The organism is Streptomyces sp. MB09-01, assembly GCF_033794505.1.
GTDB lineage: Bacteria > Actinomycetota > Actinomycetes > Streptomycetales > Streptomycetaceae > Streptomyces.
Window position 1 is genome coordinate 16,176 of the sequence record NZ_JARAYQ010000094.1, and the last position, 12,392, is coordinate 28,567.

The window sequence follows — 12,392 nt, forward strand, 5'->3', positions numbered from 1 at the left end:
TGCGGCCTGCCGCCGCGCAATCACGGTGGCGTCCGCATAATGGGTGGAGGTATCGGCGGGCGGAAGGGGTCGTCTCGTGCCATCGGCTCGGCCGGGGGGCAAGGAGGCTCACGGCCCGTTCTGGTCCGAGCCGGGGACGCTGCTGGAGCACGTGCGCGTGGCCGTCTTCGGCATCGACGACCGCGGCCGCGTCTGCTATTGGGGGCCGGGCGCGGGTGAGCTCTTCGGGTACGAATCCGCCGCCATCCTGTCGAAGCCCGCCGCTCTCCTCTTCGCCGACGAGGTCCGGGGCGAATCCGTCTCCGGTGCCGGGCTGGCGGAGAAGGGCCGGACCCTGGGGTACTGGCGGGGTCAGCTGAAGGCGCGGCACCGTGACGGCACGGCCTTCGACTGCGGCTTCCGGGTCTTCCCCGTCACCGGAGCCGGCAGTCGTCCCGTGGTCATGGGCCTGGCGAGCCGCAGCGACGAGCTCGACCGGGTCAAGACCAACCTCGCCTTCCTCGACGCCCTCTTCGAGACCTGCCCGATCGGCCTGGTCATGCTCGACCCGGACCTCCGGTACATCCACCTCAACCAGGTGCTCGCCGACATGGACGGCCTGCCCATCGAAGAGCACCTGGGGCGCCGCATGGACGAGATCATGATCATGTCCGACGGCGGCGAGTACGAGAGCATGCTCCGCGCCGTCGCCCAGGGCGGAGAACCGGTGGTGGGGGCGCTGGTGGGCATGCGCCCGCAGGGACATCCGGACCGCGACCAGGTGCGGTCGGTGAGCTTCTTCCCGCTGAGCGAGGCGGTCGGCTCGCGCCCCGGAGTGGGCGGGCTGATGGTGGACGTGACGGACCGGGAACAGGCCATCCTCGAAGCCACCGCCAGCCGCAGGCGGCTCGCCCTGCTGGACGGGGCCTCCACGCGCATCGGGACCACTCTCGACGTGAACCAAACGGCCCAGGAACTGGTCGACGCGTCGATGCCGGACTTCTGCGACGGCGCCGTCGTCGAGGTCGTGGAGTGGATGGACGAGTCGGAGGACTTCGACCCGGCGCGACCGCTGTTCACCCGCAGGATCGCCTCCGGGACGATCCTCCCCGGCCCGGCGGTCGAGCTCGTCAGCGGGGTGGACAAGGTCCGGTACCCACCCGGCTCCGTCATGCACGACATGCTGGGCACCGGCCGCGCCGTCTCCGCCGTGGTGGACGAGGACTTCCTGGCCCGGACCGTCACCATCGAGTCGCGCGCCCGCCTCTTCGCCGAGAGCGGCGTGGCCGGCGTTCTCGTCGCCCCGCTCATCGCCCGGGGCACCGTGCAGGGCATCGCCATGTTCGGCCGGTCCGCCGGCCGGCCGGCCTTCACCCAGGACGACGTCAACCTCGCCGGTGAGCTCGCCTCGCGCGCCGCGATCTGCCTCGACAACGCCCGCCTGTACTCCCGTGTCCAGGACATCGCCCTCACCCTGCAGCGGGCGCTGCTGCCCACCGCCCTGGCGAGGAGCCCGTACGTGGACGTCGCCCACCGGTACGTCCCCGGCAGCCGGATCACCGAGGTCGGCGGCGACTGGTACGACGTGATCAACCTGCCCGACGGCCGGATCGCGCTCGTGGTGGGTGACGTGATGGGGCACGGGGTGTCGGCGGCCGCCGCCATGGGCCGTCTCCGCATCACCGCCCAGGCCCTGTCGCGGCACGACAGCGAGCCCGACGACCTGCTCACCGAACTCGACGAGTATGCCCAGGAGACGGGCATCGAGCTCGCGACGTGCCTGTACATCGTCTACGACCCGCAGAGCGGACGCGCCCGCATCTCCAGCGCCGGGCACCCCCCGCCCCTGGTGCTCCGCCCGGACGGGACGGTGGAGACCGTCGACGAGGTCCTGGGAGTTCCGCTCGGCGTCGGCGGCTGCCCCTTCCGGGCGACGGAGGTCGAACTGCCCGAGAACGCCACCCTCGTGCTCTACACCGACGGCCTCATCGAAGCGCGCGGCCGGGACATCGAGGCCGGCCTGGATGTGCTCCGCTCCGAACTGGGCCGGGGGCAGGGCTCGTTGGAGGAGCTGGCGGATCACATCCTCGCGAGCCTTCTGTCCGCCCCGCCGAGCGATGACACCGTCCTCGTCCTCGCCCGGGTCCACCGCAGGCCGTGAACGCGGACTACGATCATGTGACGGCAGGAGCGGCCCCCGTCGAGGCGGGAGCCGCCGCAACCCATGGCCGAGGAGACTGCTCTTGTCCGACGAGATCACGCGCTGGTTAGCCGCGAACGCGCTGCCCCTCAGCACTCTTTCCGCCGGCGAACCGTACGAGGACCTCCAGCCGTTGCACGAGGTCCTGAAGGGCGTTCGCGTCGTCGGCCTCGGCGAATCCACGCACGGCACGCGGGAGTTCTTCCAGCTCAAACACCGACTGCTGGAATTCCTGGTCCGCGAGAAGGGGTTCAGGGCGCTGGCGATGGAGGCCAGCGAATCGGCGGCCCTGGCCGTCGACGCCTATGTGCGGGGCGCCCCGGGCGACGCCGTACGACTGGTCTCCCGGCTGGACTTCTGGACGTGGCGGACCCGGGAGGTCCTCGCGATGGTCGAGTGGATGCGGGAACACAACCGCACCGTCCCGGCGGCCGAGCAGGTGCGCTTCGTCGGCATCGACCCGCAGCGCTGTGCGGACTCGGCCGCCGCGGTCGGCGCTTTCCTGGAGGAGGCCGCGCCGGCGACCGCCGAGTCCGTACGGGAGAGCCTGGACGTGCTCGCCGCCTCCCGGCCCGGATCGCGGCCGGACCCGGGGCGACGTCTCCACGAGGAGGCCCGCGAGCTGGCCGGGTTCCTGGAGGAGCACCGCGCGGGCCTCGCCGCCCGCACGAGTCCCGAGGCGGCCGATGACGCGATCCGGCACGCGGGCATCCTCGTCCGCTGCGCCGATCTGATCACCCGGCCCCTGCAGGCGGGCCCCGGCGAGGAGAGCCTGTACGCCGTCCGGGACCGCCACATGGCCGAGGCCGTCCACGCGCTGGTGGACGGCACGGCCGGCCGGGTCGCCGTATGGGCGCACAACGGGCACATCGCGAAGGGCACGTACGGCCCGGACGTACCCGCACTCGGGAGCCTGCTGCGCCGCCGCCACGGCGAGGCCTATTACGCGCTGGGCCTGCTCTTCGGGAAGGGGCAGTTCCGGGCCCGCCGGGGCGGCGACACCACCGGCCCGGCGGTCCGGCACCGGATCGGCGGCGCAGGCCGCTCGGTCGAATCCCGGCTCGCGGCCGCCGTACCGGGCGACTACCTGGTCGACCTGCGGGGCGGGGCGGCGCAGGCGGCACCCGCCGTGCAGCAGTGGCTGAGCGGCCCCGGCCTCCAGCGCAGTTTCGGCGCCAACGTCCCCCGGTTCACCTACCGCTTCCACCTCGCACCGCTCGTACCCGCCGAGGAGTACGACGGGCTCGCCTTCGTGGCGAAGTCGACGTGCTCACGCCCCCTGGCGTGATCTCACCCGTGGCCGACGGACCATCACGCGACCACCCGTCCTCGTACCGCTGCTCCTGGAGGTTCCCCGCATGACCGGCTCGGCCCGTCACCAGTTGTTCTCCTACGGCACTCTGCAGTTCCGCGAGGTCCAGCTCGCGCGGTTCGGCAGGCTGCTCGAAGGGGCGCCCGACGCACTGCCCGGACACCGGATGACCCACATCGCGATCACCGACCCCGAGGTGATCGCGGCCAGCGGAACCGACCGTCATCCCCTGGTGGTCGCCTCGTCCGACGAGAGCGAGGCCGTCGAGGGCACCGTCTTCTCGATCACCGACGAGGAGCTGGCATCGGCGGACGCCTACGAGGTGGACGACTACGCCAGGACCCGGGTCGTCCTGCGCTCGGGCACGAAGGCGTGGGCCTACCTGGCGGCGCCGGCCGCGTCCGGCTGGGCCGCCCCCGTTACGGCGTGACGGCCGGCGGTGACAGCCGGTACGGGTGCGGGTACTGACCGGCAGTGTGAGGGGCTGGGGCCTCTCGGCCGGACAGTGTCAGTGGTGTGCGTCACAGTTGAGGGAAGTGGCAGCAGCACGTACCCCGCGTCCGAGGTGATCTTCCATGAGGTACGCGATCCGGGCCGAAGGCCTGGCGAAGCGGTTCAAGCAGACCCGTGCACTGGCCGGTGTGGACCTTCAGGTGCCGGCCGGTACCGTCCTCGGCCTGCTCGGTCCCAACGGAGCGGGCAAGACGACCGCCGTCCGCATCTTCGCCACCCTCCTGCAGCCGGACGGCGGCCGGGCGGAAGTCGGTGGGTACGACGTCGTGCGGCAGGCGGGCCCGGTCCGCGCGATGATCGGGCTGACCGGCCAGTACGCCGCCGTGGACGAGAACCTGACCGGCACCGAGAACCTGCTGATGATCGGGCGGCTGCTCGGCCTCCCGCGCGGCCCGGCCCGGGCCCGGTCGGCCGAACTGCTCGACCGCTTCCAGCTGAGCGACGCGGCGGGGCGGGCCGCCAAGACGTACTCGGGCGGCATGCGCCGACGCCTCGACCTTGCGGCCAGCCTGGTGGGGCGGCCGCAGATCCTCTTCCTGGACGAGCCGACCACCGGACTCGATCCGCACAGCCGCGGTGAGGTCTGGGACATGCTGCGCACCCTCGTCGCGGAGGGGGTGACGGTCCTGCTGACCACGCAGTACCTGGACGAGGCGGACCGGCTGGCGGACAGCATCGTCGTGATCGACAAGGGCAGGGTGATCGCCAACGGCACCCCCGACGGGCTGAAGGCGCAGGTCGGCGGTCAAGTACTGCAGCTGCGGCCGGCCCACGCCGCCGATCTCGCCACGGCGCACACCCTGCTCACCGAGGAAGCGGGGCCACGGGCCAAGATCGAGGGCGACGAGATCACCGTGCCCGTCAAGGACCCGGAGGTCATGCCGAGCGTGGTGCGCCGGCTGGACCAGGCGGGCATCGCGGTGGCCGAGCTGACCCTGCGGCGCTCCTCCCTCGACGAGGTGTTCATGGTCCTGACCGGCCACCGGGCCGAGCCGGAGCCCGAGGAGGGCGAGGGCGACGACGAGCAGTACGCGACAGCGGGGAGCCTGTCATGACCACCGCCTCCGCCCCCCTGACCGACGCCCTCGGCGGCAGCGGCCGGGTGCGCCCCCTGGCGGCCCTGCGGCAGACCGCGACCCTGGCCTGGCGGAGCCTGGTCTCCGTCAAGCACAACCCGCTCGAGCTCGTCGACTACAGCATTTCGCCGATCATGTTCGTGTTCCTGTTCACCTACGTCTTCGGCGGCCAGATGGCCGGCTCCCCGCAGGAATACCTCCAGTACGCGCTCGCCGGAATCATCGTCCAGAACACGCTCTTCATGAGCATGTACACCGCCATGGCGCTGAACACCGACCTCACCAAGGGCGTCTTCGACCGCCTCCGCAGTCTGCCCATCGCCCGCGGGGCGCCGCTGTTCGGGCGGATCACGGCCGACCTGGCCAAACAGCTCTGGGCGATGCTCCTGATGATCGGCCTCGGCACCCTGCTGGGTTTCGAGGTCACCGGGGGCGCCGCCGGCCTCTTCGTCGGGCTCCTGCTGCTGCTGACCTTCGCCGCCGCCGTCTCGTGGACGGCGGTACTGATCGGGATGCTGGCCGGCGACGCGGAGAAGGTGCAGGTCTTCGCCTTCACGCTGATCTTTCCGATCACCTTCACGAGCAGCGCGTTCGTGCAGGTCGACACGATGCCCGGTTGGCTCCAGGCCTGGGTGAACGTCAACCCCGTCACCTACCTGTCGGACGCCTTCCGCGGCCTGCTGCTCGGCACCCCGGCCGGCCGGTCGATCATGTGGTCCCTGATCTGGGCGGCGGGCATCACGCTGGTCTTCATGCCCCTGGCCATGCGCGCGTACCGTTCGAGGGCCTGAGGCCGGGGCTCAGCTCCGTGCCGGGGCCAGCACCACGAAGTCCGCGTTCGACGGGTCGAGACAGACGGCGAGCCGGCCGACGCCCTCGGCGTCCTCCGGCCCCATCTGCACGCTGCCGCCGTTCTCGGTGACCCCGGCCACAGCGGCGTCGCAGTCGGTGACGGCGAAGACCGGGTGCCAGTACGGCCGTCCGTCCGTCCGGGAGAGCTGCTCCTCGGGCAGCTCCATGAGCCCGCCGTGCATGCGCTCCTCGGGAAGTCCGGCCGGGGTGATGAGGGAGTACGCGCCCCCGCCGCCCGGGAGGGCCGTGTCGCTGAACGTCCAGCCGAAGAGGCCACCGTAGAAGTCCTTGGCGGCTGCGGCATCGCTCGTGTACAGCTCCGTCCAGGACAGCGAGCCCGGCTCGTCCACCAGCTGGACCCCGGAGTCCTTGCCCGGCTGCCACACGGCGAACTGGCCCCCCAGCGGGTCGTCGTACTGCGCCATCCGCCCCCACTCGTCGAGGTCCCTCGGCGGCACCCGCACCGTGCCGCCCGCGCGCTCGACGGCCCGGGTCGTGGCGTCCGCGTCGGCGACGCTGTAGTAGATCATCCAGGCCGAGCGCGCCCCCTCCTCGGTGAGCTTGCCGAGCCCCGCGACGATCTTGCCGTCCTTCCGGAACATCCCGCCTTCCATCTCCTCGCCCTCACCCATGGACTCGTAGTCCCACCCGAGGACGGCGCCGTAGAAGGCCGCGGCGGCGGGGACGTCGGGGGAGCCGAGGTCGATCCAGCAGGGGGAGCCGGGAACGAAGTCGGTGGTGATCATGATCGGTCCTTTTCGCTACTGGAGCTCGGACAGGTCGACCGAGTCGGCGGGGGCGGGCGGCTTGGCCCGCACGGGCTCGTCGAACGCGGAGAACGTGGCCTCCACCCGCTCGCCGGACTCGTCGGTGCCCTGAATCCGCAGGAGGTAGGGCTCGTCCTCGGTGGAGACCTGGTAGGTGCCCGTCCTCTCGTCCTGCCGGCTGTTGACGGTGATGGCCGGACGGCCGTCGACGGTGGTGTGCGAGCCCTTTTCGAGCTGTTCCTTCGCCGGTTTCGAGGTGAACTCCTTCTTGTAGAAGTCGATATCGCAGAATTCGGCGAAATCGCTCAGGAGCGGGCTGCTCGTGGTGCCGTGCAGATAGCGGCCGTTGATCAGCGCGATCGCGTCCTCGGCGGTGCCACCCGGCGCTTGGGCCCGCAGGAGGTCGTCGTCGAGCTTCATCCACACGTCGTCGCCGCGTTTGACGACGTCGGCCGTGCCGGAATCGCCGGGAGGGGTGACGGTGCCGACGCAGTTGCCCCGCGCGTCGAACCGGAGGTCCAGAGCGGTGGTGCCCGACTCGTCGGTCACCTTGGCCGCCATGCGCATGGAAGTGAGCCCGGACATCGCCTCACGGGCGGCTGCCGCGATGGCCGGTGCGCTCGTGTCGGCGATGCCGTTGTCATCGGCCCTGGCGGCGCCCGTGCCCGGGCCCGCGACCATGAAGAGACAGACGGTTCCCACGGCCACAGATCGGGTCGTGGCTGCCCGGGGTGCAGACATCGGGCATCACCTCCCTCTGGCAGCGTAGGTCCGTGCGGCGGCGGACGCAGTCCGGGCGCGGTCCGGCGCAGTCCGGGCGCGTTCCGGCGCGTTCCGGCGCGTTCCGGCGCGGTGCGGCGCGGTCCGGGCAGTCGTCGGCCTCTCGTGCCGCCCGCGCGATTGCTGCAGAGTGGGCGTGCGCGCACACCACTCGACCCAGGGAGTCCCGCTGTGGCCACGACCTCCGAAACACCGGGGACGACGCCCGCCGGCCCGTCCGCCGTCCGGACCGAAAGCGATGGCCCGGTGCGCACGGTGATCCTCAGCCGCCCCGGGGCCCGCAACGCGGTCGACGGTCCGACGGCGGCCCTGCTCGCCGATTCCTTCCGCGCGTTCGAGGAGGACGAGGGGGCGTCCGTCGCCGTGCTGTGGGGCGAGGGCGGTACGTTCTGCGCGGGCGCGGACCTCAAGGCCGTCGGCACCGACCGCGGCAACCGGGTGCTGGCCGAGGGCGACGGGCCGATGGGCCCCACGCGGCTGCGCCTGACCAAACCGGTGATCGCCGCGGTCAGCGGCCACGCGGTGGCGGGCGGACTCGAACTGGCCCTGTGGTGCGACCTGAGGGTGGCCGAGGAGGACGCGAGCTTCGGCGTGTTCTGCCGCCGCTGGGGCGTGCCGCTGATCGACGGCGGTACGGTGCGGCTCCCGCGCCTGATCGGGGAGAGCCGCGCGATGGACCTGATCCTCACCGGCCGCCCCGTGTCCGCCGCCGAGGCGTACGGGATCGGCCTCGTCAACCGCCTCGTGCCGCCCGGTGAAGCGCGCCGGGCGGCGGAGCGACTGGCCCACGAGATCGCCGGGTTCCCGCAGGTGTGCCTGCGTCACGACCGGCTCTCCGTACGGGAACAGCACGGTCTGGACGAGCGGGAAGCGCTGGCGGCCGAATACCGGCACGGCCTCGTGCCGCTCACCGCGGGGGAGACCCAGGCCGGCGCCGACCGGTTCGCGGGCGGCGCCGGCCGTCACGGCTCCTTCACCGGCTGAGAGGCACGGCCCCGCGGGGCGTGGGGGGGCATCATGGCCATGTGAACGGGTTCCCGACCACCGGTGGCGGAGCCGGTGTCCCAGGATTCCTCGAGGTGGCCCCCACGCCCCGGACCGCGGTCGTGTGGCTTCCTCCGGCCGGACTGTGGCCTCCCATCCAGAGCATCCGGGCGGAGCACGACCCCCAGATCCGCCGCTGGCCCCCGCACGTGAACCTGATCTTCGGCTTCGTCCCGGAGGCCGACTTCGCCGCGGCGGCCCCGCTGCTGGCCGCCGCCGCCAGGATCCGGCCCTTCTGCGTCCGCCTCAGCGGAGTGCACACCTTCCGGCACCGCGCTTACGCCACCGTGTGGCTGGATCCCGCCGCTGCCGGCCCCGCTCCCTGGACCGAGCTCCAGCGGGCCCTGGCGGAGCCCTTCCCCCTGTGTCGCGGCAGGTTCCCGTCCTTCACGCCCCACCTGTCCCTGGGGCGCACCCACGACCCTCGGCAGCTGGCCGCGGAGTGCGCCGCCCGCCTGGGCAGCATGCCGGCGGAGGTCGGCGAGATCGTCCTGCTCGCCCGCGCGGGGGAGGAGCCGATGCGGCCGCGGGCCACGATCCGCCTGGGCACGGGCGAAGTTCACTGGCACGTGCGGCCCGGATCGGCGTCCCAGCAGCGGGACGGTGATGCGCCGCGGGCATGACGGGGCGGGCGGCGTCCGCCACCGGCTCCCGTACGGCGATCAGGGCTGCCCGCCGTGATCTCCGCCGTATTGCCCGCTCTCCTCCTCGCCCGCGACGAGGAGCTCACCCACCGCCTCCGTGAGGACGGCGCGGGCCGGCGCGGGCATGCCCGCGTCGGTCACGAACCAGTCGGCCCGGTCCAGTGCGGCGAAACCGCTCAGCCCGACCACCCCCCACTTGCTGTGGTCGGCCACGACGGCGATCCGCCGTGCCGAGGCGACCAGGGCCCGGTTGGTCTGTGCCTCCGCGAGGTTGGGGGTGGTCAGTCCCGCCTCCTCCGTCACCCCGTGGGCGCCGAGGACGAGCAGGTCCACGTGGAGGGCGCCGATCACCAGGTCGGCGAGCGGGCCGACCAGCGCGGCCGAGGGGGTGGGGGAGCCGCCGGTGAGCAGCAGGGTGGGGGCCGCGCCCGTACCGTCGTGGCCGGCCGCCCGCACCAGATCGGCCACCGGGAGGGAGTTGGTGACGATCGTGAGCCGCGGGACGCCGAGCAGCCGGGCGGCGACCGCGTGCGCGGTGGTGCCGCCCGAGAGCGCGACCACGCTGCCCGGTTCCACCAGGGCCGCGGCCGTGTCCGCGATGGCGGCCTTGGCGGCCGACTCCAGATGGGACTTGGCGTCGAATCCCGGCTCGTGCGCGCCGCTGGTCCCGGCGGTGGCGACGGCCCCGCCGTAGACCTTCTCCACGGCGCCGCGCCGGGCCAGGGCGTCCAGGTCGCGGCGGATCGTCATGTCCGAGACGCCGAGCTGTCCGACCAGGTCCGCCACCCGTACCGTGCCGTCGCGCCGGACCGCGTCGAGGATGAAGGCGCGGCGCTGATGGGCCAGCTGTGCAGCCTGCTCGGCCACGAGGTCACTCCCGGATAGCGGGGACATCCGATCAGAAAGCAACAACATAGCACGCAGATAGATGTTGATTTGTTTTGGAATCTGTTTAGTCTTGGTGGGTGAAGAAGACCCTCGCGAAACTCGCGGACGGCCGCGAACTGATCTACTTCGACAGTGACGAGAGCGCCGTACGCGAGGCGCCCGACCTGCGACCGCTCGACCGCGTGCGCAGTCACCCGGAACTGCGCCGGGACGAGGCGACCGGGGACTGGATCACGATCGCCGCCCACCGGCAGGGCCGGACCTACCACCCGCCCGCCGGCGAGTGCCCGCTCTGTCCCTCCCGGGACGGCCGGCTCGGTGAGATCCCCGCGGCCGACTACGAAGTGGCCGTCTTCGAGAACCGCTTCCCCTCCCTCGCGGGCGAAGCCGGGCGCTGCGAGGTCGTCTGCTTCACCCCGCAGCACGAGGCCGGTTTCGCCGACCTCACCCCGGCCGCCGCCCGCCTGGTCCTGGACGCGTGGACCGACCGCACCGCGGAGCTCTCCGCCCTCCCGGGCGTCGAGCAGGTGTACTGCTTCGAGAACCGCGGGGCCGAGATCGGGGTGACCCTCTCCCACCCGCACGGCCAGATCTACGCCTTCCCGTTCGTCACGCCGCGCACCGCCAAGATGACCGCCGCCGCTGCCGCCCACCGCGCCGCCACCGGACGCAACCTCTTCGAGGACCTGCTGGCCGACGCCCGCGCCGCCACCGAGCGGGTGGTGACCGCCGGGGAGCACTGGACCGCCTTCGTGCCGTACGCCGCCCGCTGGCCGTACGAAGTGCACCTCTATCCGCACCGCCGCGTCCCCGACCTGACCTGCCTCACCGAGGCCGAACGGGCCGAGTTCCCCGGCCTCTACCTCGACCTGCTGCGCCGCTTCGACCGGCTGTTCCCCGTACCGGGGCGGCCGGAGGCGCCGCCTCCCACGCCGTACGTCTCCGCCTGGCACCAGGCGCCGCGCACCGGCGGCGCGGAACTTGCCCTGCACCTGGAGCTGTTCACCGTCCGCAGGTCTCCCGACAAGCTCAAGTACCTCGCCGGGACGGAATCCGGTACGGAGGCCTTCATCAACGACGTGGCCCCCGAGGCGGCCGCGCGGCGACTGCGGGAGGCCCTGGCGTGAACGGGACCGTTCAGCGGGACGACGACAGCCGGGCCGGGCAGGTCGCGGACACCTTCGGGCGGCTCTTCGGCGGCTCCCCGGACGGGGTGTGGGCGGCGCCGGGCCGGGTCAACCTGATCGGCGAACACACCGACTACAACGACGGCTTCGCCCTCCCGATGGCCCTCCCGCAGACCACCCTCCTCGCCGCCCGGGCCCGCACCGACGGACGGCTGCGGCTGCACAGCGCGCAGGGCGACGGCCGGATCACCGACCTGGCGGTGGCCGGGCTCGCCCCCGGCGCCGCCAAGGGCTGGACCGGCTACCCGGCCGGCGTGGTCTGGGCGCTCGCCGAGGCGGGGCACCCGGTCGGGGGCGCGGACCTCCACTTCGACAGCACGGTGCCCAGCGGCGCCGGCCTCTCCTCCTCGGCAGCGCTCGAGTGCGCCGTCGCGGTGGCGTACGACGAGCTGTACGGGCTCGGCCTGCCCGGGCCCGAACTGGCCCGGATCGCCCAGCGCGCGGAGAACGGGTTCGCCGGAGTCCCCTGCGGGATCATGGACCAGATGGCCTCCGTCTGCTGCACCGCCGAGGCCGCCCTCCACCTCGACGCCCGCACCCCGGAAGCCCACCGGCAGGTGCCCTTCGACCTGCGGGGCCAGGGCCTGCGGCTGCTGGTGATCGACACCCGCGTCACGCACGACCTCGGGGACGGGGCGTACGCCGCCCTGCGCGCGGGCTGCGAACGCGCGGCCGCGCTGCTCGGCCTGCCCGCCCTGCGCGACCTGCCCGCCGGGGAACTCCCGCAGGCGCTGGACGCCCTGCCGGCGGAACTCGCCCCGCTGGTCCGGCACGTGGTGACCGAGAACGCCCGCGTCGCCGAGGCCGTCTCCCGCTTGCGGGAGGGGAACGCCGCAGCGCTCGGGCCGATCCTCACCGAAGGCCACGCCTCGCTCCGCGACGACTACCGCGTCTCCTGCCCCGAGACCGACCTCGTCGTGAGCGTCGCGCTGGGCGCCGGGGCACTCGGCGCCCGGATGACCGGGGGCGGCTTCGGAGGATCCGTCATCGCGCTGGTGGAGGACGGGCGGGAGGAGGTGGTGGGCCAGTCGGTCACCGCCGCCTTCGGGGCTGTCGGGCACCGCCCCCCGCGCCTCCTGGAGGTCACCCCGTCCGCCGGCGCGCGCCGCCTCACGCCGGCCCCCGGGATGCGGTAGCGCGGGGCCGGGGG

General features: G+C 72.9%; 12 protein-coding genes. 9 read left to right on the forward strand and 3 right to left on the reverse strand.

Features of this window, described 5'->3' with window-relative positions:
* Window positions 1–76 precede the first annotated feature (76 nt).
* The 5 genes from PV721_RS20525 (at window position 77) to PV721_RS20545 (ending at window position 5,871) form a co-directional block, all read left to right on the forward strand.
* Window positions 77–2,140, forward strand: a complete 2,064-nt coding sequence (locus PV721_RS20525; protein ID WP_319726487.1) for a SpoIIE family protein phosphatase — start codon at window positions 77–79, stop codon at window positions 2,138–2,140.
* 82 nt (window positions 2,141–2,222) lie between these two features.
* Complete coding sequence (locus tag PV721_RS20530; protein WP_319726489.1) at window positions 2,223–3,467, forward strand: erythromycin esterase family protein; 1,245 nt, start codon at window positions 2,223–2,225, stop codon at window positions 3,465–3,467.
* A 70-nt stretch (window positions 3,468–3,537) separates the two neighbouring features.
* Window positions 3,538–3,921, forward strand: a complete 384-nt coding sequence (locus tag PV721_RS20535; RefSeq protein ID WP_319726492.1) for a gamma-glutamylcyclotransferase family protein — start codon at window positions 3,538–3,540, stop codon at window positions 3,919–3,921.
* 145 nt (window positions 3,922–4,066) lie between these two features.
* Window positions 4,067–5,059, forward strand: coding sequence for an ATP-binding cassette domain-containing protein (locus tag PV721_RS20540; RefSeq protein WP_319726494.1), 993 nt, complete (start codon window positions 4,067–4,069; stop codon window positions 5,057–5,059).
* Entirely contained in the window at window positions 5,056–5,871 is an 816-nt protein-coding gene (locus PV721_RS20545) for an ABC transporter permease (protein ID WP_319726497.1), read from the forward strand. The genes PV721_RS20540 and PV721_RS20545 overlap by 4 nt, the downstream gene beginning before the upstream one ends.
* Before the next feature lie 9 nt (window positions 5,872–5,880).
* Here PV721_RS20545 and PV721_RS20550 read toward each other — a convergent pair whose 3' ends face one another.
* Window positions 5,881–6,678: a VOC family protein gene (locus PV721_RS20550; protein ID WP_319726499.1), complete on the reverse strand. Its 798-nt coding sequence runs from the start codon at window positions 6,676–6,678 to the stop codon at window positions 5,881–5,883.
* Between the two features lie 15 nt (window positions 6,679–6,693).
* Complete coding sequence (locus tag PV721_RS20555) at window positions 6,694–7,407, reverse strand: hypothetical protein (protein WP_319726501.1); 714 nt, start codon at window positions 7,405–7,407, stop codon at window positions 6,694–6,696.
* 243 nt (window positions 7,408–7,650) lie between these two features.
* Here PV721_RS20555 and PV721_RS20560 point away from each other — a divergent pair, with 243 nt between their 5' ends.
* Window positions 7,651–8,463 carry a crotonase/enoyl-CoA hydratase family protein gene (locus PV721_RS20560; protein ID WP_319726503.1) on the forward strand — a complete coding sequence of 271 codons (813 nt, stop codon included), beginning with the start codon at window positions 7,651–7,653 and terminating at the stop codon, window positions 8,461–8,463.
* Between the two features lie 95 nt (window positions 8,464–8,558).
* Entirely contained in the window at window positions 8,559–9,146 is a 588-nt protein-coding gene (locus PV721_RS20565) for a 2'-5' RNA ligase family protein (protein ID WP_319726505.1), read from the forward strand.
* Between the two features lie 39 nt (window positions 9,147–9,185).
* Here PV721_RS20565 and PV721_RS20570 read toward each other — a convergent pair whose 3' ends face one another.
* The gene (locus PV721_RS20570) at window positions 9,186–10,034 is read right to left on the reverse strand and encodes a DeoR/GlpR family DNA-binding transcription regulator (RefSeq protein WP_319726508.1); all 849 of its coding nucleotides are present in this window, start codon (window positions 10,032–10,034) and stop codon (window positions 9,186–9,188) included.
* 98 nt (window positions 10,035–10,132) lie between these two features.
* On the opposite strand from PV721_RS20570, the gene galT reads away from it, so the two are divergent.
* Both galT and galK read left to right on the forward strand, forming a co-directional pair.
* On the forward strand, window positions 10,133–11,182 hold the full coding sequence (gene galT, locus PV721_RS20575; protein WP_319726509.1) for a galactose-1-phosphate uridylyltransferase: 1,050 nt from the start codon (window positions 10,133–10,135) through the stop codon (window positions 11,180–11,182).
* Window positions 11,179–12,378 carry a galactokinase gene (gene galK, locus PV721_RS20580; RefSeq protein WP_319726511.1) on the forward strand — a complete coding sequence of 400 codons (1,200 nt, stop codon included), beginning with the start codon at window positions 11,179–11,181 and terminating at the stop codon, window positions 12,376–12,378. The genes galT and galK overlap by 4 nt, the downstream gene beginning before the upstream one ends.
* Window positions 12,379–12,392: the final 14 nt, after the last annotated feature.

What these genes read in the sequence shown, in the direction of transcription:
- PV721_RS20535 (WP_319726492.1), top strand. Translation starts at nt 3,538, where the DNA reads ATGACCGGCTCGGCCCGTCACCAGTTGTTCTCCTACGGCACTCTGCAG.
- PV721_RS20540 (WP_319726494.1), top strand. Translation starts at nt 4,067, where the DNA reads ATGAGGTACGCGATCCGGGCCGAAGGCCTGGCGAAGCGGTTCAAGCAG.
- PV721_RS20550 (WP_319726499.1), bottom strand. Translation starts at nt 6,678, where the DNA reads ATGATCACCACCGACTTCGTTCCCGGCTCCCCCTGCTGGATCGACCTC.
- PV721_RS20545 (WP_319726497.1), top strand. Translation starts at nt 5,056, where the DNA reads ATGACCACCGCCTCCGCCCCCCTGACCGACGCCCTCGGCGGCAGCGGC.